Source organism: Hahella sp. CR1, assembly GCF_029813005.1.
Taxonomy (GTDB): domain Bacteria; phylum Pseudomonadota; class Gammaproteobacteria; order Pseudomonadales; family Oleiphilaceae; genus Hahella.
On sequence record NZ_JAPELK010000009.1, the window covers coordinates 203,465 to 225,849 of the forward strand.

Consider the following 22,385-nt stretch of genomic DNA (forward strand, 5'->3'; position numbering starts at 1 on the left):
CGTCCCGCCTATGCTGAGTGTATTGCGTAGTATTGTACAAGAGGTTAACGCCGCTCCGAATCTGGGAGAGGCGTTGGAGCTTATTGTCAAACGCGTACATGAATCGATGGACACGGAAGTGTGCTCCATCTATCTGCTTGATCCAGAGACCAATCACTATATTTTGATGGCCACCCAGGGGCTTAATCCCGAGTCCATTGGTAAGGTTAAGCTGGGGCACTCAGAGGGTCTGGTTGGGTTGGTGGGGGTGCGTGAAGAGCCTCTTAACCTGCATAATGCGCCAGCCCACCCCCGTTATCGTTATTTCCCTGAAACCGGCGAAGAAAAGTATAAGTCCTTTCTCGGCGTTCCTATTATTCATCACCGTAAAGTACTTGGCGTATTGGTTGTTCAGCAGCAGGCCAGTCGTCTGTTTGATGAGAGTGAAGAAGCCTTCCTAGTAACTATCTCCGCTCAGCTCGCCGCAGTTATCGCCCATGGGGAAGCGACGGGAATCATCTCCGGATTAAACTTTACCGGACAGAAAGCCCGGGACATTTGTTTTAAAGGCGTCGCTGGCGCATCAGGCGTCGCCATCGGTAAATGCGTCGTCAAATTTCCTCACGCTGACCTGAAAGCCGTACCGGAAAAGCCCTGCACCGATATTGACGCAGAGATGTCGCTGTTTGACGCCGCGGTTGCGGCGGTGCGGCAAGATATCAAAGAGGTGGGCGAGCGTCTGTCAACGCAGTTGCGGCCGGAGGAGCAGGCTTTATTTGATGTTTATCTGGGCATGCTGGATGACAATGCGCTGAGCGGCGAAGTGAAGAACTTCATTCGCGAAGGTAACTGGGCTCAAGGCAGTCTTAAAGTCGTCGTGCAGGAATACGTGCGCCACTTCGAGGCGATCAACGACGCCTACCTGCGGGAGCGAGCGGTCGACATCAAAGATCTGGGCCAGAGAGTTCTGGCTTATCTGCAAAAACAGCATATTGATGAGCAGCGCGACTATCCGGAAAACACCATCCTGGTCAGTGAAGAGCTGACACCTTCCATGTTGGGCGAGGTGCCTCGCGAGAAGTTGTTGGGTTTGGTGTCGGTACAGGGCTCAGGTAACTCCCACGTGGCGATTCTCGCCAGAGCAATGGGGTTGCCGTGTGTGATGGGCGTTATAGATATGCCTATCAACAAGCTGGATGACAGAGACATTATCATTGATGGTTACAATGGCGAGATATACAGCCATCCATCTCCAGAGCTGTTGAGCTACTACAACTCAATCGTTGAGGAAGAGCAGCAAATTTCAAAGGGCCTGGAAGAGCTGCGCGATCTTCCCTGCGTCACCAAAGACGGTCATCACATGACATTATGGGTCAACACAGGCTTGATGACTGATGTCGTGCGCTCTTTGAATCATGGCGCAGAAGGGGTTGGGCTCTATCGCACGGAAGTGCCCTTTATGATCAACGACCGTTTTCCCAGTGAGCAGGAACAGCGGGATTGCTACCGCGAGCAGTTAGAGGCTTTTGCGCCCAGCATGGTCACCATGCGTACGCTGGATGTGGGTGGCGATAAGGCGTTGAGTTATTTTCCTATCAGTGAAGAGAATCCTTTCCTGGGCTGGCGCGGCATTCGCGTGACGCTGGATCACCCGGAAATTTTCCTGGTGCAGGTGCGGGCGATGCTGAAAGCCAGCGAAGGCCTGGATAATCTGCGCATCATGCTTCCCATGATTTCTAATATCTCGGAGATAGAGGAAGCGTTGCATCTGATTTATCGTGTCTACCACGAGGTCAGAGAAGAAGGCGCTAATGTGCGCATGCCGCCAGTAGGTGTAATGATTGAAGTGCCCAGCGCAATTTTTCAGGTCAAAGAAATTGCTGAGCGGGTGGACTTTATTTCCGTAGGCAGCAATGACCTGACTCAGTATATGTTGGCGGTGGATCGCAATAATCCGCGCGTTGCGTCTTTATATCACTCTTTCCATCCCTCCGTATTACAGGCGCTGTATAAGATTGCCTGCGATGCCCATGCCGTCGGAAAACAGGCGAGCATATGCGGAGAGCTGGCGGGAGACCCCGGCGGCGCCATCCTGCTAACGGCGATGGGATATGATGTGCTGTCTATGAATGCGGTGAACCTGCCGAAAGTAAAATCCGTACTGCGCTCGATCTCACTGCGCTGGGCGGAAGACCTGCTGCGCAGGCTGCTGATAATGGATAGCCCTCAAGTGATAAAAAGTACACTGGAGTTTGCGCTGAAAGAGGTCGGGTTTGAGCATCTTACGCGTCCGGTGCGGCAAAACTAATCGGCTAAACCAAAGTCTCAGTGACGAACCACTCTGAAAGGCGCTTTAATGAGCCTGGGCGTTAAACGCGTCAAAGTGTCGATAGAATAAAGGAAAATGCATCGTTATAACGCCATGTGAGGCTTTTCGTGACGACGTTTATTTAGTATGAATATTCTAATTCCGTCTGCTAGCGTTTGAATTAAGTCACATAACAAGAAAAGCCATCTGCGCAGTGATTACGCGCACTATCAAGCATGAGCTGAAATTAAAAGGTTGGAGAACTAATGGCGGCAATCCCTGAGAAAAATAAGGCTGGCCCCAAGATCGGGCTGGTATTGGGAGGCGGCGGCGCGCTGGGCGGCATCTATGAAATTGGCGCTTTGCGGGCTCTGGACGAGGCATTAGATGGACTGGATTTCAACGACCTGTACGTCTATGTCGGCGTTAGCGCAGGCGCATTCGTCGCAGCGAATTTGGCCAATCAGATGACCACGGCGCAGATGTGCCGAATATTTGTCAAAAACGAAGCGGATGTGCACCCTTTTCACCCTGGCGTATTTTATCGACCCGCCTTACGTGAATATCTACGTCGCGCTGTTTCCATCCCAGGACTGGTGATGGAAGCCTGCGCAAAATTCATTGAAAACCCTCGCGACCAAAGCCTGCTGGAAGCCATGACGATTCTTGCGCAGGCGGCCCCCTCCGGCTTATTCGAAAACGAGGGTTTGCATGAATACCTTGAGCGTTCCTACAGCCTATTGGGGCGCACCAATGACTTCAGAAAACTCAGTCGCCGTTTATATTTGATCGCGGCGGATCTCGAAAGCAGCGACGCCGTTCGCTTCGGCTCGCCAGGTTTTGATCACGTTCCTATCTCCAAAGCGGTGCAGGCCAGCGTCGCTGCTCCGGGTATTTATACGCCTGTGGAGATTGACGGTCGTCACTATGTCGACGGTATCTTGCGGAAAGGGATGCACGCTTCCGTTGCGTTGGAGGATGGCGCGGACTTGGTGCTGGCGATAAACCCGGTCGTGCCTATAGACGTTCAGCAGGCAGTGGAAGCTGGAACCATGGCGCAGGGCGCCTTGCTCAACAAAGGGATGCCGAATATCTGGTCGCAGACCTATAGAACGATGGTTTACTCCCGCATGCGTGCTGGCATGGCGATGTACGAAAGCGAGTATCCTGATGCGGACATCGTACTGTTTGAGCCGGCCCGCTATGACGCTAAACTGTTTTTCTCCAATGTCTTCAGTTTCCAGTCGCGCCGTATTGTCTGCGAACACGCATATCAGATGACCAGACAGGATCTGCTGCACAGATATGACGCATTGTCGGAGCAGTTTGCGCCCTACGGCGTCACTATTCGCAGAGATATTCTCGAAGATGAGCAGAGGACTATCAGTACGAGCCTTTATGGTGAAATGCTGCCAGTCTATGTGGCGAATGAAAAGCGCAGCAATGTCAGCTACTTAAGCCGGATCGGTAATAGCCTTGAAGGGGTGGCTGATTTATTGCAAAGCGCTAAGAACATAATTTGAGGTTTTACCCTTCGTCCGATTTCCCCCTCCTATCAAACCCCATTTGGACGAAGGGTTTTTTCTTTTGCAGATAAATAGAAGAGCGCTATTTGTCTGACAGTATGAAGAGGGGCCTCGGGGTTAATCTCTTGAAGCGTTGGCGGCATCTAGTTGGGCGAGATAGCCTTCCCAGTAGCGCTCTTTGTTTTGGCACAAGTCATATAGATACGGCCAAGAGTAAATGCCGCTATCATGGCCGTCGCTGAATGTCAGCTTTAATGCGTAATTGCCTGCGGCCTCTACGCCATCAATGCGCACAAGGCGTTTGCCGGTCTGTAGCACCGCACCCTTGCCCCCATGCCCTCGCACTTCCGCAGAAGGCGAGAGCACACGCAAAAATTCCGCTTCCAACACATAGGTTTCTGTTTCGCCATAGCTAAGCTCAAGCGTAGCCGAGCGTTGGTGGAGTTGGATTTGACGTGGAATAGGGGCCTGGGATGCAGACATTTATACTGTTTCCTATGGAAATTTAAAGAATATACCGGCTGAGGTCTTCGTCTTCCGACAGTTCCCCCAGGCATTTATCGACATATTCAGCAGTGACCTCAAAGTTGTCTCTGATCTTATCGCCAGCAGCGAAAGAGACTTCTTCAAGCAGCTTTTCCATAACTGTGTGCAGCCTTCTAGCGCCGATATTCTCAGTCTTTTCATTCACCTTCCAGGCTATCTCCGCAATCCGCTGGATGGCCCCTTCACTGAAGCTGATGTCCACGCCTTCGGTTTTCATCAGAGCGACATATTGCTCAGTAAGTGAAGCATTCGGCTCGGTCAGGATGCGTTGGAAGTCGCTGGGCGACAGCGCGTCCAGCTCTACACGAATGGGCAGACGCCCCTGAAGCTCTGGAATCAGGTCGGAAGGCTTGGCGAGATGGAACGCGCCTGAAGCGATGAAAAGGATATGGTCCGTTTTCAGCATGCCGAATTTAGTGCTGACGGTGCAGCCTTCGATCAGCGGCAGCAGGTCTCTCTGCACGCCTTCCCGGGATACGTCGGCGGAGCTGGTTTCGGAGCGTTTGGCGACTTTATCGATTTCATCAATGAAGACAATCCCGTTCTCCTCAACCGCACGCAGGGCGCGTTGCTTGATTTCTTCCTCGTTGACCAGCTTGGCGGCTTCCTCATCTTTGACCTTTTTCATGGCTTCCGCCACTTTCATGCGCTTGGTGCGCTTACGGTCGCCGCTCATGTTGGAGAACATGCTTTGCAACTGGCTGGTCATCTCCTCCATGCCGGGAGGCGCCATGATCTCTACGCCAACCGGTGTGGCCTTGATCTCGATGTCTATTTCCTTGTCATCCAGCGTGCCCTCGCGCAGCTTCTTGCGAAACACCTGACGGGCGGCGGATTCTTTCTCGACTGGCGCATCACTGTTGAATGAACGTGCGGGAGGAAGCAGGGCGTCCAGAATGCGTTCTTCGGCGGCGTCCAGCGCGCGGTTCTCCACTTTCGCCATTTCTTTCTCGCGTAGAAGCTTGATGGCCATATCCGCTAGATCACGAATAATGGACTCCACGTCGCGGCCGACATAGCCCACCTCTGTAAACTTAGTGGCTTCTACTTTAATAAACGGCGCATCAGCCAGTTTGGCCAGACGCCGGGCGATTTCAGTTTTCCCTACGCCGGTAGGGCCGATCATCAGGATATTTTTGGGAGTGACTTCGTCACGCAGACTTTCATCGATCTGCATACGCCGCCAGCGATTGCGCAGTGCGATTGCAACCGCACGTTTGGCGGAGTCTTGTCCTATGATGTGCTTGTCTAGCTCCTGAACTATTTCACGGGGAGTCATGGACGACATTGTTTAAACCTTCTCTTACACAGTGGGGGGAGTCTGAGTCCCGTCAATTTCTTCCAGCGTCAGGTTCTGGTTGGTGAAAACGCAGATGTCCCCCGCTATTTCCAGGCTCTTCTTAACGATATCAGTCGCTTCAAGCTCTGTATTTTCGAGTAACGCGCGCGCCGCAGCCTGAGCATAGGGGCCGCCTGAACCAATCGCGATCAAGCTATTCTCCGGCTCTATTACGTCGCCGTTGCCGGTAATGATCAATGAAGCTTTGCTGTCTGCGACCGCCAGCAGAGCTTCCAGGCGGCGCAAGGCGCGATCGGTTCGCCAGTCTTTAGCGAGTTCAACGGCTGCTCTGACGAGATTGCCCTGATGCTTTTCCAGTTGGGCTTCAAAACGTTCAAACAATGTAAATGCGTCAGCAGTGCCGCCAGCGAAACCGGCGATGACTTTATTGTGGTAGAGGCGGCGCACTTTGCGGGCGTTCCCCTTCATAACTGTATTGCCCAGGGATACCTGGCCGTCGCCGCCCATGGCGACCTTACCGTCTCTACGGACTGAAACAATGGTGGTCATGCCTTTCTCCAGGCGATTGAATGAATAACCGTAAGGAAATGTATATGGAGCCGATGACGGCTATTTCAAGGAAGTGGGAGAGTAGAAAATAGTCGTAGCCAAGGCGATGCGCCTATTGCCGGAGTAGCACGGCGCAATGGGGATAGGAAGCGGGATTAATTCTCCCGCTTTTGCTTCTTCACCAGAGGTTGAATGTTGATGGCGACCAAGCGGTCCATGGCGCTGTTCATCTTTGAGCGTGACAAAAATGGGCCAACCTGCACTCGATACCAAACATTTTCATTGGAAAGTTTAACTTCCTCCACTTGGGCTTTTAGACCTTGAAAGCCAATGGTCGCCCGCTGTTTTTCCGCATCGTCAAACTCTCTGAATGAGCCCGTTTGCAGCATATAGATGATCGCCTCATTGGACTTTTTAGGCGTATAGGCTTCCACTTTGGGGGCCACGACTTCCGTTTCCGGAAGCATGTCGTAGAATTTGAAACGCGGCTCATCCGATTCTTTGGTTTCTGTCTTGGCGATACTGGCGGATGAGTTGGGCTTGGATGTCTGCGCCGTCGCGGAAGAGGGGATTCCTGTATTTAATTTGGTTGCAGGCACGGAGTTCAAGTAGAACAGAAAATACAGGAAGGCGGCGGCCAAACCCAGGTTGATAAACCAGACCCAAGGTGAAATTTTCTTTTCAGGTTGCTTTGTTGCGGCTTTCTTACTCATTTACCTAAGATTTGTCAGTCGGTTATTACAGTAAAAGGTTCGTCAAAGGCAGGTTTTGCTTTCCAGCGCATAATCCTGAGATAGCCGCTCTCTCGGCGCAACCTTCGTCAAGCTCGCCATTATCCATGTCGTAGAATCAACTCGCAACCGCATGCTAGAGCGTTTCCAGCGGATCGACGTCAATCAGCCATTTAAAGCTTGAGGGGGTTGCGATGCCTTCACTATATCGTAGCCAATGCTTCAGAAACTGGCGCAACTCTGCTTTTTGAGGCGCAAATAGCCACAGGATTGCATGGAAGCGGTTTTGTTTTCGCTGCATCACACTAGGGAAGGGGCCGTGCGCCTCTATCTGCAGATTGCTGTTAAATTTCAGCAGCTCCGTTAGAGATTCTTTTAGTGTCCAGAGCCCGCCGAGTGCGGCTTCCAGGGTAGGGGCCTCCGCCCGAATCAGGGCCATGCTTGTATAAGGTGGGAGCCTCCCTGCTTCGCGAATGTGCAGCTCTTCTTCACAAATAGCGTTGTAGTCTTGGTCGGCGATGGCCTGAAGCAAGGGGTGGCTGGGGAATAAGGTCTGAATCACGACTTTGCCTTCCACCGCTGAGCGTCCTGCTCTTCCGGCCACTTGTAGTAGCAACTGCGCCGTTTTTTCCGCCGCTCTGAAGTCGCTGCTGAATAATCCACTGTCAGCGTTAATTATTCCAACCAATGCCAGGTTGGGAAAATCATGCCCCTTCGCCAACATTTGAGTGCCGACAATAATACAGGGCTCGTTGCTGCGAATTTGATGAAGCTTATCCTGCAGGCTGCCCTTGGTTTGGGTCGTGTCGCGATCGATACGGATGACGGGCGTATCGGGAAATGTCGTTTCCAAGAACTCCTCGGTGCGCTCCGTGCCGGCGCCGACTGCTTTGAGAGAGTCTTGTTTGCACTTTGGACAGCTGGTAGGGAGAGAATATGTGCTGTCACAATGATGGCAGCGGAGTTGAGCTGCTTTCATGTGATAGGTCAGGCGTGCGTCGCAGTTTCGGCACTCCGCCAGCCACCCGCATTCGACGCACATTAATGTGGGAGAGAACCCTCGGCGATTGATGAACAACATGACTTGCCGCTGTTCGGCTAAGTGTTGTTTTATCTCCTCTAATAAAGGAGGGGATATCCCACCATGCAGAGGGCGGCTCTTAATATCCAGCAGTCTGATGCTCGGTGTGCTGGCGTTGACGGCTCGTTGTCGCAATAAAATAGACTCATAACGCCCACCGCGGGCATTCATAAGAGATTCCAGCGAGGGGGTGGCGGAGCCCAGTACGATAGGGCAGTTATGCTCCTTGGCGCGCAAAATGGCGAGGTCTCTCGCGTTATAACGAGCGCCGTCCTGCTGCTTAAATGAGCTGTCGTGCTCTTCATCCACAATAATCCCTGCCAGATCATTGAAGGGTAGAAACACCGCAGAACGAGTTCCAATGACAATCTGTGTACACCCTTCCAGAACATTTATCCAAACACGCATGCGTTCTTTATCTGTGAGAGCGCTGTGGTATGCGGCCACCTTGTCGCCAAAGCGAGAAGCGAAACGTTGTCTCAGCTGAGGCGTGAGTGATATCTCTGGCGCAAGAGCAAGAAACTGGCTGTCGGGATGTTGGGTAAGAGCGGATGCGATCCAGGCCAAATAGACTTCTGTTTTTCCGCTGCCGGTGACACCGTTCAATAATATGGTGCGGAAGCTGCCTGGATCAGAGGTGATCGTGTTGAGAGCTTTCTGTTGCTCCTGGTTGAGCGGCGGCGCTACAACCTGAGTTGTGGCGGCGTTATTCCCAGGAATATAAGAATGGGACTGAATTAGCCCTTTTTCTTTAAGGGTGCGCAATTGGATGAGAGAGTACCCTAGGGCGGTGATATCGTTTTGCAGGATGGACTTTTTTTGTGAGAGCACGTTCCACAACTGCTTTTGTTTGGCTCCTCGTATCAGATGATCTGCATTGCCTGCTGTGAGACCCAACGAAGATACCGTCCAGTAAGTCTCCTGCAATGAATTGATGATATCTGCATCAATACTTGCTGTACGCAGCGGCGGAGGGAGAGCGGCGAACGCAACCTCGCCTATCGGGGCATGATAATAATCAGCGACCCACTGACATAGCTGGAGGATGACGGGCGGAATCAATGGCGCACGATCAAGTATCTTTGCAACGGGTTTGAGTCGTGACACTGGCAGTTCCGACTCGCTGGGTGTGGCAAGGACGACGCCAGTCAGGCTTCTGCGCCCAAAAGGTACTTGTACTCGCGTGCCCGGTGGGTAGTTTTCCCTTTGGTCTGAGGGCTGTGACGGAAGATAGTCAAATTGCCGGCGGAGGGGGATTGGCAGCGCTACGCTTACTACGAAAGAGGTTGACATTTCAGATTATAGGAATCTAATGCTTGTGAATTGTTCACAATCTGGTATGATCACGCGTCTTTTCCACAGGCCAAATTGGTTGTGCGCTAGTTTGCCTAACATTGCGGTGCCCGACAAGTTCAAGGTTCGGGTAGCGGCAGTTTTTAAGCGAGGTAAGGTTATGAAGCAAGGTATTCACCCGGAATATAAAGAAATTACTGCAACCTGCAGTTGCGGTAATGTTATCAAGACCAAGTCTACTCTGTGTGAAAATATTCACATCGACGTATGCTCCAGCTGCCACCCTTTCTATACTGGTAAGCAGAAGGTTCTGGATACTGGCGGACGTATCGATCGCTTTAAAAAGCGTTTCGGTGGTCGCATGGGTCGTTCCAGCTAATCGCAGAACACCCAATAATAAAAAGGCGCCTCTGGCGCCTTTTTTATTTTCTGGACCAGCATCGCCCCAAGTTTAGCTTAAGTCGCTGAAACCGCCGTGGTTTCCCTTGAGCGCAGAAATTAAACAAGTAATAATGTGCCTCCGGTTCTTTCGGGCAATATAAAATATATAAAAAAGTGGAGGTTCGTTTAGCCTTTGGAGGCGACGGTAATCCCATCATTAGAGAGTAGGATAAAAGCAATGTCAGACGAGTTGAAAAAAGCGGCGCTGGAGTATCATGCACAACCGCGCCCGGGTAAGTTGAGTGTTGAGATTACCAAACCTACGGCGACTTCTCGTGATCTGTCCCTGGCTTATAGCCCGGGCGTAGCTGAGCCTGTTCGCGAAATCGCCAAAGATGCGGAAAATGCATATCGCTATACCAATAAGGGGAATTTGGTCGCAGTGATATCTGATGGGACGGCCATTCTTGGGCTGGGTAACTTAGGGCCTTTGGCCAGTAAGCCGGTCATGGAAGGCAAAGGCGTACTGTTCAAGCGTTTTGCCGGGATCGACGTTTTTGATATCGAAGTCAAAGCGGAGAGCCCGCAGGCGTTTATCGACACAGTCGCTCGTATTGCGGATACCTTTGGGGGCATTAACCTTGAAGACATCAAAGCGCCGGAGTGCTTTGAGATAGAGAGAGTGCTTATTGAACAGTGCTCTATCCCAGTATTCCATGACGACCAGCATGGCACGGCTATTGTTACGGCGGCGGGTATGCTGAATGCCCTGGAGCTGCAAGGCAAACAAATTGGCGAAGCCAAGATTGTGTGTCTGGGTGCGGGCGCTGCGGCGGTGGCCTGTATGAAGCTCTTAATTAGCTGCGGCGCGAAATCGGAAAATATCTATATGATTGACCGTAAAGGCGTTATTCATAGTGGCCGTGACGACCTTAACCAATATAAGGCTATGTTTGCTCTGGATACCGATAAGCGTACCCTGGCTGACGCTTGCGAGGGCGCTGACGTATTTGTAGGCCTCTCAGGGCCGGATCTGCTTTCAGTAGATATGTTGAAGAGCATGGCTCCAAATCCAGTGATTTTCGCTTGTTCTAATCCTGATCCTGAAATCAAGCCTGAGCTGGCGTTGGCGGCTCGTGATGATTTGATCATGGCGACAGGTCGTTCTGATTATCCGAACCAGGTTAATAACGTACTGGGCTTCCCCTTCATTTTCCGTGGCGCTCTTGATGTTCGTGCGACTGCTATCAATGAAGAGATGAAAGTCGCGGCAGTGAACGCTATCCGTGAACTGGCCAAACAACCTGTACCACAAGATGTTGTTGACGCTTATGGCGGCGAAAAGTTTGAGTTTGGTAAGAACTATATTATCCCCAAACCGATGGACGTTCGTCTGTTGACCGAAGTATGTGCGGCTGTCGCCAGAGCGGCGGTTGACTCAGGTGTGGCTCGTTTGCCTTACCCCGAGCACTACCCATTGAACTCAATTGATGATATTAAAATCGTGTGATTTGAGTTGATGAATAAAAAGCCGCGCAATCGCGCGGCTTTTTTTATGGCGCTGACCCGTCCTGAATAGAATTGGTGCTTCCTCCAGGACCAGGCTCGCGAAGGGGCGGGCTAATTAAAAATCATCTCCATTAGCGGCGTATCGCTTGAGCCACTGCTTCCGCCATCATAGGTGGGTGAGTCTTGTCTTACCACCTGTGGCACTGTTTCCGCTTTAAACATCTCGAAAATCGCATTTTCCTGTCCGGGCGCGGCGCGCTCGCCCGTATCTGGGTCAATTTTTACGGTGACTATGCCTGGGGGCTGTTTAAGCTGCGCTTCCGGCATGTCCTTAAGTGCGTCTTCCATGAAGTCGATCCATATGGGAAGCGCTGCGCGACTACCATATTCGCGACGACCAAGTGTCGAAGGCTGGTCAAAGCCAACCCAAACAGTTGTCGCGATATTAGCGTTGTAGCCGGAGAACCAGGCGTCGACCTGATCATTGGTGGTGCCGGTTTTTCCTGCTAAGTCGTTTCTGCCAAGTGACATGGCTTTAGTTCCTGTGCCGCGTTTAATAACGTCCTGCAGAATGCTGTTCAAAATGTAAACTGATCTTGGGTCGGCAATAGGGGGGGCAATATTGGCCTGATGTTGGTCATTACCGGGGGCAGTCTTGCGATTGTTGTCACATTTGCTGCACGCCACAGCAGGATTACTTTGATAAACCACTTTGCCGTTATAGTCGATGACTTTATCTATAAGGTAAGGGCTTACTTTGTACCCGCCGTTGGCAATGGCGGCGTAGCCTGACACGACATTCATTGGCGTGTACTCAACCGAGCCCAAAGCAAGTGATAGGTTGCGAGGAATGCGGCTTTCTTCAAATCCAGCTTGTGAGAGGAAGTTGACGGTAGTATCAATGCCTATCTTTTGCAGAAGGCGTATAGAAACAAGGTTGCGGGACTGATAAAGCGCCTTTCTCAATCTCATTGGGCCGTTAAAGTTCAGTGATGAGTTTTGCGGCCGCCACGAGTCCTCCAGATTGGCGTCTTCGAAAACAACGGGGGCGTCATTTATTGTAGTCGAAGCTGTGGCTCCATTCTCCAGCGCCGCCAGATAAACAAAGGGTTTGAAGTTTGAGCCGGGTTGTCTCAATGCTTGAGTCGCGCGGTTGAATTTGCTCAAGAAGAAATCAAAGCCGCCAGTAAGCGCCAAAATGGCTCCATCCTCCGGCGCTAGTGAAACTACGGCGCCTTGAACGTTGGGGATTTGGCTGAGGAACAGTTTGTCTTCGTGCGACTTCACATAAATGACATCGCTTTGCTTGAATATATCCTCCGCTTTTTTGGGAGAGCCGCCGCGTTCATTAACATGAACATACTTGCGCGCCCATGCCATACCTTCCCAGAGTAGTGTGGCGGTGTCGCCAGAAGACATTAGGAGAGTCGCTTTCTTCTCTGTGACGGCGACAACCCATGCGGGCTTGAGCTCTCCAACAGAGGGGAATTCTTTTAAGCGCTCCGCAACAATATTAAGTGCGTCTTCTCCCTCTGGCGCATCAATGTGTCCGGCGGGACCTTTGTAGCCATGACGCTCGCTATACTCAACGAGCCCCCGCTTCAAGGCTGCGTCCGCTTCTTTCTGCAACTTGCTATCTATCGTCAGAATGACATTGTAACCATCGGTATAGGCGTCGACGCCAAACCGGTTGACGATTTCCTGGCGAGCCATCTCCGCTACGTAAGGCGCATCCGCTTCAGGTTGGGCTCCGTGATAACTGGCTGTAACTGGCGCTTTTCTCGCCTCGGCCTGCTGCTCTGGAGTAATCATCCCCAGCTCCTGCATACGGCCTAGTATCCAGTTTCTGCGGATCAGCGCCCGATCCGGTGAGGCGATAGGGTTATATTTGGATGGCGCTTTTGGAAGGCCTGCGATCATCGCCGCCTGAGCAAGTGTCAGTTCTTTGATGCTCTTCCCATAATAAGCATTTGCTGCGGCTTCTATGCCATATGCCCTATTCCCCAGATAGATTTTGTTTAGGTAAAGTTCAAGGATTTCCGGTTTTCCAAGTTCGCGCTCAATCTTTAAAGCCAAAAGTATCTCATTGAATTTTCGGTCGAAAGTGCGTTCCTGGCTGAGAAAGAAGTTTTTTGCGACTTGCATTGTAATCGTGCTGCCGCCGGACTGAATGCGACCAGTACTGACAAGTTGCAAAGAAGCGCGCGCCAAGCTTTTTATATTAACGCCTTGGTGTTCGAAGAAAGCGGAGTCTTCCGCAGCAAGGAAGGCGTTGACAAGATTTGTAGGTATTTGATTGTAGGAAACGGGCGTTCTTCGCTTTTCGCCAAATTCACCTAACAGTTGCTGGTCGCGGGTATAGATTCGCAGTGGAGTCTGGAGTTGGACGGACCTTAACTGCTCCACATCCGGCAGGTTGGGTGATAAGAAAAGATAGAAGCTGGATGCAATAACGATACCGGCGGCGAGGCCTGCCGCGAACATCCAACTTAAAAATCGTAAGAGCCTCACAAAATTTCGCATGTTTTTCCTGACATCTTTACAATCTATGTCTATTATTTAAGAAATTTCTTTAGGTTTGGATAACACAGTCAGATTATACGCTTTTTGCGCTGGAGATTTTAGTAATCTTCGAATGTTGGCTATGCTTTCAGAGCAGACTTTAACCTTTTAACCGTAGTGCGATAAGAAGGCAACTTTGTGTTTGGACTATTTGGAAAGAAAAAACAGCCGGTTTTAGGGCTTGATATCAGTTCTACATCGGTCAAGCTGATTGAACTCAGTCAGCAGGGCAGTCGATATCGAGTGGATAGTTATGCCGTGGAGCCTTTGCCGCCGAACGCAGTCGTTGAAAAGAATATCAATGATGCCGAAGCAGTAGGTGAAGTGATCTCAAGAGTTGTAAGCAAAGCTCGAGTCAACACCAAGCAGGCTGCGGTTGCAGTCGCAGGTTCAGCGGTTATCACCAAAGTCATTCAGATGAGCTCTTCAATTCGAGAGCAGGATCTGGAGTCACAAATTCAAATCGAAGCGGACCAGTACATCCCCTATCCACTAGACGAAGTCGCTCTGGACTTTGAGGTAGTGGGGCCAAACGAAGTCAACGCGGAAATGATGGACGTTCTCTTGGCTGCGTGTAGACGGGAGAATGTTGAGCTTCGTGAAGATGCTCTGGAAATCGGCGGTCTCACCACGAAAGTGGTGGACGTCGAAGCGTACGCCATGGAACGAGCTATGGGACTTATAGAAGCGCAGCTTGGTACGGGTGATGAGTCTCAAACCGTGGCTGTTGTTGATATCGGCGCGACAATGACCACACTGAGTGTGCTGTCTGACGGCAAGACTATCTATACGCGCGAACAGTTATTTGGCGGCAAGCAGTTAACGGAAGAAATACAGCGCCGATATGGCTTGTCGCAAGAGGAAGCAGGGTTAGCCAAAAAACAAGGCGGCTTACCTGATGACTACGAACAGGAAGTTTTGCATCCTTTTAAAGAAGCGGTTGTACAGCAGGTGGCCAGATCGCTGCAATTCTTCTTCTCGTCTACTCAATTCAACGAAGTTGATTACATCATTTTGGCGGGGGGAACCGCCTCAATTCCTGGTGTCGCTGAATTGGTTCAGGAGCGGGTCGGGACCACAACACTGGTGGCGAACCCATTTGCAGACATGACAGTGTCGTCAAAGGTTAATGCGTCAGCATTAAGTAATGACGCTCCCTCCCTCATGATCGCGTGCGGATTGGCAATGAGGAGTTTTGACTAATGGCGCGTATTAACCTCCGTCCCTGGCGGGAAGAGCTCCGAGCTGAGCGACAGAAGCAATTTATTACAGTGCTGCTGGGTATGTTAATTATTAGCGCTGGTGCGGGCTTTCTTTGGCATCGTTACGTTGAGGGCTCCATCGAATATCAGGTTCAGCGTAATAACTTCGTCCGTAATGAAATCGCTCAACTAGAGAAGCAGATAAAAGAGATTCAGGAGCTCAAGAAGAGGCGTGCTGAGTTGATTGAGCGCATGAAAGTTATTCAAGACCTTCAGGGAAGGCGACCCGTTATCGTTCGAGTATTTGACGAACTGGTGAAGACCAATCCAGATGGAGTCTACTTTACAAGCCTGTCTAAGGTAGGTGATGTACTCGAAATAAAAGGGGTGGGGGAGTCGAATAGTAGAATATCGAGTCTTATGAGAAAACTCGATGAGTCGGCTTGGTTTAAAGAGCCCAACCTTACCTCTGTTAAGGCGCTTCAGGATAATGAATCAAAGAGTTCTTTTGATATGACTATTAAGCAAGAAGCGCCAACAGATGAGTCCAAGAAAGAAGGGGGGGCGTGATTTATGAGTATCGCTGACACCTTCGAAAGTATGAAAGATTTTAACCTGGGTGACCTGGATTTCAATAATGCAGGTTCGTGGCCTGGCCCGGTAAAAGTAATCTGTTGTTTAATCGTTTTCGCCTTAGTTTTAGGCGCTGTTTACTGGTTTGATATTAAAGAGCTTAACATCAAGCTTGAAAACAGCCATGCAGAAGAGATGGACTTAAAGAGGCAATTTGAGTCTAAGGCTGCGCAGGTTTCGAACTTGGAAGAATACAAAGCTCAAATGGCTGAAATGGAGAAAACCTTTGGTGATCTCCTTAAGCAGTTGCCTAGTGATACTGAAGTTCCAGGTTTGCTTGAAGATATATCGTCAATTGGTTCTTTGAGTGGTTTGGAGTTGGCCTCTATTGATTTGAGGCCTGAAATATCAAAAGAGTTTTATGTAGAGCTTCCAATAGATATAAAAGTTAATGGTGGCTACCATGATCTGGCTTCTTTTGTAAGTGGGGTGGCAGGCCTTTCTCGAATTGTAACTTTGCACGATTTTACAATTAAGGCTGATAAAGAGGGAGGTCCACTGTCTATGGCGATTCAAGCTAAGACATACCGCTACAATGGGGGTGAGACAAGACAATGAGGTATTTTTTACTGGTTTTGACAACTACCTTTCCATTATTCCTAAGCGCTTGTAGCTCAAATAGTGGCTTTGATGATTTGCAATTATTTGTCCAGGAAGTGAAAGCAAGGCCTAAAGGTCGCATCGAACCCTTGCCTGAGCCCAAGGCATATCAAGCATTCTCTTATAGTGCAGCTAATAGACGCTCTCCTTTTTCGCAGCCTGAAGAAATCAAGTTGGCGCAGGTTGAGGCAAGGCCTAAAAGCAATGTGAAGCCTGACTTAGACAGGCCGCCTGAATTGTTGGAAAGCTTTTCCATTGGTTCAATGAGTATGGTTGGAACCATCAATAAAGATGGTGAGTCCACCTTGTATGCACTCGTTAATGATGGTCAGGGCGGTATTCATCGTGTGCGCAAAGGTCAGTTTATGGGGAAAAATCATGGGAAGGTGGTTTCTATTAATGAGACAGGAATCGAAATTATTGAAATAGTTTCTGATGGGCAAGGCGGTTGGTTTGAGCGGCCGAGGACCCTCGGGTTGAAGGAAATAAATTAATGAAGGTATACCTTAGGCCATTTGAAAATCTCGTGGAGAAAACAATGACAGCGCGCATCTTGAAAGTATGGTTGTCGTTTATTGCGCTAGCCATAAGCGGGTGGGCGGGCGCCACCAGTTTAACCGGTATTGAGTTTGCCGCCTTGCCTGGAGACCGGACAGAAGTAAAACTGCAGTTTGATTCACCTCCTCCAGAACCCAGGAGCTACAGCATTGAGCAACCGGCTCGGATAGCTTTGGATCTTGAAGGGGTGGCGAATGCGTTGGCTGAGCGTAGCCATGAGCTGTCAAAGGGAAACACACAAAGTGTTACTGTGCTGGAAGCTGGTGGTCGAACTAGGGTAATTGTTAATTTAGTTGAGCTTGTTCCTTATACAAGTGAAGTTAGAGGCAATACCTTAGTGCTTCGCCTTGGTGAAGGAGGAGAACATGTTGCGCCACAAGCGCAGGCGGCAAATAAGTCCTCCCAAAGTGCGGCGTCAACTACACCTGCTCGCACAGTTAGCGCTTCTGTCAGTTCAAAGCCTGCAATTGCAGAAGTCGATTTTTTGAGAGGAGAAAAGGGTGATGGCAGAGTTCTAATTACTCTAACCAACCCCAAGGTGAGTGTGGATATGTCCGAAGAAGCCGGGAACATTAAGCTGGTTTTCAACGGAGTATCTCTACCAACTGAGCTGCAGCGTCGATTAGATGTAACGGACTTTGCCACGCCTGTTCGCATAGTCGATTCATTCGTGGAAAGTGGTAATGCTACTGTATTGATTAAGCCTGAGGGCGATTATGATTACTTGGCTTATCAGGCAGACAATCAGTTTACCTTGGCGGTGGAGCCCTTGACAGAGGAAGAGTCTGAGCAAAGGCGTAAAGATAAATTTCCCTATACTGGAGAGAAACTGTCTCTCAATTTTCAAGATATTGAGGTCCGTTCAGTACTTCAATTAATCGCAGACTTTACTGGATTGAATTTGGTTGCAAGCGATACCGTAGGCGGACGTATTACTCTTAGGTTGCAAAATGTTCCTTGGGACCAGGCTTTAGAGTTAATCCTAAAAACTAAAGGTCTTGATCAGCGTAAAGTAGGAAATGTGCTGTTGGTTGCACCTGCGGAAGAAATTGCAGCAAGGGAGAGGTTGGAACTTGAGGCCAGTAAGCAGGTCAAAGAGTTGGCTCCGGTTAGACTGGAAGTTGTTCAGATTAATTACGCAAAGGCGAAAGATATAGTAGGGCTATTAAAAGAAGATAAGGACCTTATTTCATCAAGAGGGTTTATTTCTTCTGATGAAAGGACAAATACTATCAGTATTCGTGAAACTGCGGATAAGCTAGCCCAAGTCCGCAGGTTGATTCAAACATGGGATGTTCCTGTAAGCCAGGTATTAATTGAAGCTAGAATTGTGAGGGCAAGTACCGATGCCGTCTCTGATTTTGGTATTGAGTGGGGTGGTTTTTACGACAAGACGAATAGTGACTCTAGAATTATTGTCGGTGGTTCCCGTGGAACAATGGTTGAGAGAGTTAATGGAGAGTCGGTTGAATATCCGGGAGCATTGGCTGTGGATTTGGGGGTAACGAAAACAAACGCAAGTTCTTTGGCCCTAGGGTTCCTGAAGGATAGTAGATTAATTTCAATGGAGCTATCCGCTCTGGAGTCTGATGGTAAAGGAGAAATTGTTGCACAGCCGAAAATTGTTAGTGCTGATAGGCAGACTGCTCGAATAGAGTCTGGTGAAGAAATTCCTTATCAGGAAGCAACTTCAAGTGGTGCGACTTCTATATCGTTTAAAAAGGCTGTTTTGGCATTAGAAGTGACCCCCCAGATAACGCCAGATGACAAGATCATAATGGATCTGGTTGTTAACCAGGACTCACGTGGTGATGTAACAGCAGGTATTCCAAGCATCGATACCAATGAGGTGAAGACTCAAGTGTTGGTAGGAAATGGTGAGACAATCGTTTTAGGTGGTATATTTACTGCTCAGACTTCTACAACGACTACAAAGACACCTTTCCTTGGTGATGTTCCTTATTTGGGAAGGCTGTTTACTAAAAAGGAAAATACTAATGAAAGATCAGAACTCCTGATCTTCATCACTCCAAAACTAATCACTAACGGCCTAATCGAAAATTAAGGTTAAGTGATGGGATAAGAAGCCGCCTTAAGGCGGCTTTTTTGTGCCTGTGCACCAGCAAAAGTGGAGGGGCGAGGGACTGGCGTGATATGCTCCGCTACCGTGGCGTATCAATATGGACTGTTCGGGTGAAAGCGAAGAAGAATGTCGTTCTGGTGGGCCCCATGGGGACCGGTAAAACTACAATCGGCAAGTTGCTTGCGAAAGAGCTGCAATTTGAGTTTGTAGACTCTGATCGTGAAATCGAGGCCCGTTGCGGCGCTGATATTCCCTGGATATTCGATGTGGAAGGCGAGGTTGGTTTTCGAGGGCGTGAAAAGAGCGTTATCGCCGACCTTTCGCAACGTGATGCGGTGGTTATTGCGACTGGCGGTGGCGCCGTTGTAGATCCTGATAATCAGCGCGCATTGAAAGAATACGGCTTCATCGTTTATCTTCATACCTCCGTAGAGCAACAATATCAGCGCACCCGTAAAGACCGCAAAAGACCTTTGCTGCGTAGCGAAGACCCTCTCAGTGTGCTGAAGAAACTCATGTCAGTGCGCGAGCCCATATACAGATCCATAGCCGACCTGATTATCAGTACCGATACTAAGCGTCCCAAAGGAGTCGTGCGGGAAATAGTGAAAACACTTCGGGCATCACGTGAGGAAACTGTCGAGCGATGAAACAGATGACTATGGAAACCCTTCAGGTCGAATTAGGCGACCGTAGCTACCCAATCTATATCGGAGCAGGCTTGATGAAGGCATCCAGTTATTTTGCGGACGCCATTAGACACAAGCAGGTGATGATCGTCACCAATGAAACCATTGCTCCTCTTTATTTGGAGCAGCTTGAAGCCAGTCTTGAAGGCTTTCAAGTTGATAAAACCATTCTGGAAGATGGTGAGCAGTTCAAGAATTTGGACTCACTGAATAACATCTTTGACCATCTGCTAACCCAAAAGCATAACCGCACTACGACGCTTGTTGCCCTCGGTGGCGGCGTAGTTGGCGACATGACCGGCTTCGCCGCCGCATGCTATCAGCGGGGAGTGGACTTTATTCAGGTCCCGACCACGCTGTTATCGCAGGTGGACTCATCGGTCGGCGGCAAAACCGGCGTGAATCATCCGCTGGGCAAAAATATGATTGGCGCTTTTTATCAGCCGAAAGCAGTGGTAATAGATACGGACACGCTGAAAACCCTTCCTGCGTCGGAAGTGTCGGCAGGCTTGGCGGAAGTTATTAAGTACGGTCTTATTTACGATCAGGCGTTTTTCAGCTGGTTGGAAGAAAATATCGATAAGATTAAAGAACTTGATTCGGCCGCCATAACCTACGCTATCAAGCGCTCCTGCGAAATCAAAGCGGAAGTGGTCGCTGCGGATGAGACGGAGCAAGGGCTGCGCGCCATTTTGAATCTCGGTCATACCTTCGGTCACGCCATTGAAGCGTATACGCACTACAAAGAGTGGTTGCATGGCGAGGCGGTGGCTGTAGGGATGTTGATGGCGGCGGATTTGTCCCGTCGTATGGGAAGGCTGAGCGAGCAGGACTGTGAGAGGATTACGAAACTGATTAGCCGAGCGGATTTGCCGGTCCGTCCCCCTGTCAGTATGACGAAAGATGACTTCATCCGTTACATGGCGATCGATAAGAAAGTGCTGGATGGGCAGTTGCGCCTGGTGTTGTTGGAATCGCTGGGACGGGCTGATGTGACTGCTGACTTCCCTGCGGACATGCTGCAGGAAACTCTGGCGCTTTTCACCACTCATTAGTTGTTCGAAATTTGATGCAAGAAACAGGCGTACAGCAGGAGCCAGCGTTTGCGTTAGACGCATGGCGAGAAGTCTATGGCGTAGACGGCGACCCTTTTGATGGCCGTCGCGCTGATCTGCTGCAAGTAGGGCGTTATGGCGAGGTTACTGAAAACCTGCGTCACCTGATTCATTTTTCAGAGCGTATAGTGGCTCTGACCGCTCCGAAAGGCGGCGGTAAGTCTTTGCTTCTAAAGCGTTTGATTGAATTGGAAGGCGAAGCCCTCAGAATCGTGCTACTGAAGCCCGGTCTGTTGGAAGGGGCGGAAGCGCTCGTTATTCAACTGGCGACGGGGCTTGCGTTGCCGACAGTGGAAAGCAATCTGTCCACCAAGGTACTGTTGGCGGAAATAATGCAAAGCTGCGAACGAAGTTTCGCATCAGGCCTGCGTACGCTTTTCATCATTGACGACGCACATGAGCTGTCAGACGAATCACTTGAGCTGCTGGTCACTCGCTTTAATCCCGAACAGTCCGGGGCCTTTGGCTTGTTACTGGTGGGGCAGCTGCAGATCACTCAGCAGCTTGCCCGCGCCTGTGGCGCGCGCGGGACCTCTGTTCAATATGTTGGTATTCCTCCGCTGGATCTTAGCGATACATCCCGTTATTTAAATGAAAAGCTTCGCGCGGCCGGGTGGAGTGGCGGTGAGGGAGAAATACCACCTGCGGTAGTGGGGAAACTATACCAGCTAAGTAAGGGGATACCGGGGCGAATTGATCGCTTGGCGGGATCTCTTCTTCTTTCCGCGGAGGCGTCGAAGCCCAAAAGTTTTAATCCTTCCACGAAGCTATATCAGCTGGTTTCCGGCTTTTTGTTGGCGATTTTTATGGGGGGCGTCGGCTTTATTGCGTGGCGTTATGAGGCGACGCCCAAGGTGGAAGACGCCTCTGCGGATTCTTCCCGGGTAACAATAAAACTCCCCGCGCCAGAACCGGAAGTGGAAACGATTTCTCCTCAGCCTGAAATACCCGTCGAGTCGGTTGCTGATACGTCCGATGAGCTGTCACCGCGCGATTCGATAAGTGATGCGCAAACAGAAAGTGCAACGGCTCCGGCTCAGAAAGTCGAGAAAGATGTGAATCAAAAGACGGTGGCTGCTGAAACATCTGAAAAAGCGCCGGTAGCGAAGCCGGATGAGGTGGTCGAGACCACGACTTCTGATCACGCGCCGCCGGTTGTTGCTAATAAAAAGCCGGCTCCAGTGGCGGGTCAGTCAGCATCTTCCACTCAAACTGTTGCGAAGGCAGACCCCCCTAAAACCAAAACAGTGGAAAAAAACGTCCCAACTGCTGAAGTTGTGGATGACCTGGATCACTACTTCCGCACCAACGAGTGGCTGCAGTCACAAGCGTCCTCAGCCTGGACGATCCAGCTGTTGGGCAGTCTACACAAAGAGTCGGTGCAGACCTTCCTGCGACGGGAGGGAGACACCCAGGATTTCTACGTCAAATCCCTGTATCAAGGGAAAGACTGGTTTGTCGTATTGCGCGGCGTTTACCCTTCTATCGAGCAAGCCAAAGAAGCGCTTGCCCAGCTTCCTCAGCCGTTGGTTGAGCAGGGGGCGTGGGTGCGCAGCATTTCCGGTTTGCAGGGCTTGGTCAAATAAGGATCGAGACTTTTTCTCTCTTACCTCTGTCATAAGCACAAACCTTTAGGTATTTTTACTAATTAACAAATCTCTTTAGATTTGAGCTAAGGCTTGTCCGTGTGTATTATGGGCGGCCCATTTTTGCCTATCAAAAGCTGCTTGGTTTTGATTT

General features: G+C 50.1%; 18 protein-coding genes. 12 read left to right on the plus strand and 6 right to left on the minus strand.

The features are described from left to right. Positions 1-10: 10 nt before the first annotated feature. Positions 11-2,287 carry a phosphoenolpyruvate--protein phosphotransferase gene (gene ptsP / locus ONV78_RS21510; RefSeq protein WP_279506266.1) on the plus strand — a complete coding sequence of 759 codons (2,277 nt, stop codon included), beginning with the start codon at positions 11-13 and terminating at the stop codon, positions 2,285-2,287. 266 nt (positions 2,288-2,553) lie between these two features. Then, positions 2,554-3,810, plus strand: a complete 1,257-nt coding sequence (locus ONV78_RS21515; RefSeq protein ID WP_216738670.1) for a patatin-like phospholipase family protein — start codon at positions 2,554-2,556, stop codon at positions 3,808-3,810. A gap of 120 nt (positions 3,811-3,930) precedes the next feature. On the opposite strand, the gene ONV78_RS21520 is transcribed toward ONV78_RS21515, so the two are convergent. The 5 genes from ONV78_RS21520 to ONV78_RS21540 all read right to left on the minus strand — a co-directional run bounded on the left by ONV78_RS21520 (position 3,931) and on the right by ONV78_RS21540 (position 9,313). Next, positions 3,931-4,296 (minus strand): DUF971 domain-containing protein, encoded by a 366-nt coding sequence (locus ONV78_RS21520; protein WP_279506267.1) that lies wholly within the window; start codon positions 4,294-4,296, stop codon positions 3,931-3,933. 22 nt (positions 4,297-4,318) lie between these two features. Next, complete coding sequence (gene hslU, locus ONV78_RS21525) at positions 4,319-5,647, minus strand: HslU--HslV peptidase ATPase subunit (RefSeq protein ID WP_216738672.1); 1,329 nt, start codon at positions 5,645-5,647, stop codon at positions 4,319-4,321. Between the two features lie 15 nt (positions 5,648-5,662). Then, positions 5,663-6,220, minus strand: coding sequence for an ATP-dependent protease subunit HslV (hslV, locus tag ONV78_RS21530; RefSeq protein ID WP_206618166.1), 558 nt, complete (start codon positions 6,218-6,220; stop codon positions 5,663-5,665). 143 nt (positions 6,221-6,363) lie between these two features. Beyond that, a complete protein-coding gene (locus tag ONV78_RS21535) occupies positions 6,364-6,921 on the minus strand; it encodes an SPOR domain-containing protein (protein ID WP_279506270.1) in 558 nt (185 codons plus the stop codon). Between the two features lie 154 nt (positions 6,922-7,075). Further along, positions 7,076-9,313 (minus strand): primosomal protein N', encoded by a 2,238-nt coding sequence (locus ONV78_RS21540; RefSeq protein ID WP_279506271.1) that lies wholly within the window; start codon positions 9,311-9,313, stop codon positions 7,076-7,078. A 160-nt stretch (positions 9,314-9,473) separates the two neighbouring features. Here ONV78_RS21540 and rpmE point away from each other — a divergent pair, with 160 nt between their 5' ends. Both rpmE and ONV78_RS21550 read left to right on the plus strand, forming a co-directional pair. Further along, entirely contained in the window at positions 9,474-9,692 is a 219-nt protein-coding gene (gene rpmE / locus ONV78_RS21545; RefSeq protein WP_127973462.1) for a 50S ribosomal protein L31, read from the plus strand. Between the two features lie 240 nt (positions 9,693-9,932). After that, positions 9,933-11,204, plus strand: coding sequence for a malic enzyme-like NAD(P)-binding protein (locus tag ONV78_RS21550; RefSeq protein ID WP_216738675.1), 1,272 nt, complete (start codon positions 9,933-9,935; stop codon positions 11,202-11,204). Between the two features lie 110 nt (positions 11,205-11,314). Here the strand turns inward: ONV78_RS21550 and ONV78_RS21555 are convergent, their stop codons facing one another. Next, complete coding sequence (locus ONV78_RS21555) at positions 11,315-13,726, minus strand: penicillin-binding protein 1A (RefSeq protein ID WP_279506274.1); 2,412 nt, start codon at positions 13,724-13,726, stop codon at positions 11,315-11,317. Positions 13,727-13,903: 177 nt separating this feature from the next. Here ONV78_RS21555 and ONV78_RS21560 point away from each other — a divergent pair, with 177 nt between their 5' ends. The 8 genes from ONV78_RS21560 to ONV78_RS21595 all read left to right on the plus strand — a co-directional run bounded on the left by ONV78_RS21560 (position 13,904) and on the right by ONV78_RS21595 (position 22,231). Further along, positions 13,904-14,968, plus strand: coding sequence for a pilus assembly protein PilM (locus tag ONV78_RS21560; protein WP_216738677.1), 1,065 nt, complete (start codon positions 13,904-13,906; stop codon positions 14,966-14,968). Then, on the plus strand, positions 14,968-15,537 hold the full coding sequence (locus ONV78_RS21565; protein WP_279506277.1) for a PilN domain-containing protein: 570 nt from the start codon (positions 14,968-14,970) through the stop codon (positions 15,535-15,537). The genes ONV78_RS21560 and ONV78_RS21565 overlap by 1 nt, the downstream gene beginning before the upstream one ends. 3 nt (positions 15,538-15,540) lie before the next feature. Next, a complete protein-coding gene (gene pilO, locus ONV78_RS21570; protein ID WP_279506280.1) occupies positions 15,541-16,158 on the plus strand; it encodes a type 4a pilus biogenesis protein PilO in 618 nt (205 codons plus the stop codon). After that, positions 16,155-16,694 (plus strand): pilus assembly protein PilP, encoded by a 540-nt coding sequence (locus ONV78_RS21575; RefSeq protein WP_279506281.1) that lies wholly within the window; start codon positions 16,155-16,157, stop codon positions 16,692-16,694. The genes pilO and ONV78_RS21575 overlap by 4 nt, the downstream gene beginning before the upstream one ends. Further along, positions 16,694-18,823, plus strand: a complete 2,130-nt coding sequence (gene pilQ, locus ONV78_RS21580; protein ID WP_279506283.1) for a type IV pilus secretin PilQ — start codon at positions 16,694-16,696, stop codon at positions 18,821-18,823. The genes ONV78_RS21575 and pilQ overlap by 1 nt, the downstream gene beginning before the upstream one ends. Positions 18,824-18,912: 89 nt before the next feature. Then, positions 18,913-19,491 (plus strand): shikimate kinase AroK, encoded by a 579-nt coding sequence (aroK, locus tag ONV78_RS21585; RefSeq protein ID WP_279506285.1) that lies wholly within the window; start codon positions 18,913-18,915, stop codon positions 19,489-19,491. An 11-nt stretch (positions 19,492-19,502) separates the two neighbouring features. Then, positions 19,503-20,585: a 3-dehydroquinate synthase gene (gene aroB, locus ONV78_RS21590; RefSeq protein ID WP_216738699.1), complete on the plus strand. Its 1,083-nt coding sequence runs from the start codon at positions 19,503-19,505 to the stop codon at positions 20,583-20,585. A gap of 14 nt (positions 20,586-20,599) precedes the next feature. Further along, on the plus strand, positions 20,600-22,231 hold the full coding sequence (locus ONV78_RS21595) for an AAA family ATPase (protein WP_279506368.1): 1,632 nt from the start codon (positions 20,600-20,602) through the stop codon (positions 22,229-22,231). The last annotated feature ends 154 nt before the right edge of the window (positions 22,232-22,385 follow it).

Excerpts from the sequence above, each read along its gene's own strand:
- ptsP (WP_279506266.1), top strand. The coding sequence starts at position 11 with ATGCTGAGTGTATTGCGTAGTATTGTACAAGAGGTTAACGCCGCTCCG.
- ONV78_RS21515 (WP_216738670.1), top strand. The coding sequence starts at position 2,554 with ATGGCGGCAATCCCTGAGAAAAATAAGGCTGGCCCCAAGATCGGGCTG.
- ONV78_RS21520 (WP_279506267.1), bottom strand. The coding sequence starts at position 4,296 with ATGTCTGCATCCCAGGCCCCTATTCCACGTCAAATCCAACTCCACCAA.
- hslU (WP_216738672.1), bottom strand. The coding sequence starts at position 5,647 with ATGTCGTCCATGACTCCCCGTGAAATAGTTCAGGAGCTAGACAAGCAC.
- ONV78_RS21535 (WP_279506270.1), bottom strand. The coding sequence starts at position 6,921 with ATGAGTAAGAAAGCCGCAACAAAGCAACCTGAAAAGAAAATTTCACCT.
- ONV78_RS21540 (WP_279506271.1), bottom strand. The coding sequence starts at position 9,313 with ATGTCAACCTCTTTCGTAGTAAGCGTAGCGCTGCCAATCCCCCTCCGC.
- rpmE (WP_127973462.1), top strand. The coding sequence starts at position 9,474 with ATGAAGCAAGGTATTCACCCGGAATATAAAGAAATTACTGCAACCTGC.
- ONV78_RS21550 (WP_216738675.1), top strand. The coding sequence starts at position 9,933 with ATGTCAGACGAGTTGAAAAAAGCGGCGCTGGAGTATCATGCACAACCG.
- ONV78_RS21555 (WP_279506274.1), bottom strand. The coding sequence starts at position 13,726 with ATGCGAAATTTTGTGAGGCTCTTACGATTTTTAAGTTGGATGTTCGCG.
- ONV78_RS21565 (WP_279506277.1), top strand. The coding sequence starts at position 14,968 with ATGGCGCGTATTAACCTCCGTCCCTGGCGGGAAGAGCTCCGAGCTGAG.
- pilO (WP_279506280.1), top strand. The coding sequence starts at position 15,541 with ATGAGTATCGCTGACACCTTCGAAAGTATGAAAGATTTTAACCTGGGT.
- ONV78_RS21575 (WP_279506281.1), top strand. The coding sequence starts at position 16,155 with ATGAGGTATTTTTTACTGGTTTTGACAACTACCTTTCCATTATTCCTA.
- pilQ (WP_279506283.1), top strand. The coding sequence starts at position 16,694 with ATGAAGGTATACCTTAGGCCATTTGAAAATCTCGTGGAGAAAACAATG.
- aroK (WP_279506285.1), top strand. The coding sequence starts at position 18,913 with ATGCTCCGCTACCGTGGCGTATCAATATGGACTGTTCGGGTGAAAGCG.
- aroB (WP_216738699.1), top strand. The coding sequence starts at position 19,503 with ATGGAAACCCTTCAGGTCGAATTAGGCGACCGTAGCTACCCAATCTAT.
- ONV78_RS21595 (WP_279506368.1), top strand. The coding sequence starts at position 20,600 with ATGCAAGAAACAGGCGTACAGCAGGAGCCAGCGTTTGCGTTAGACGCA.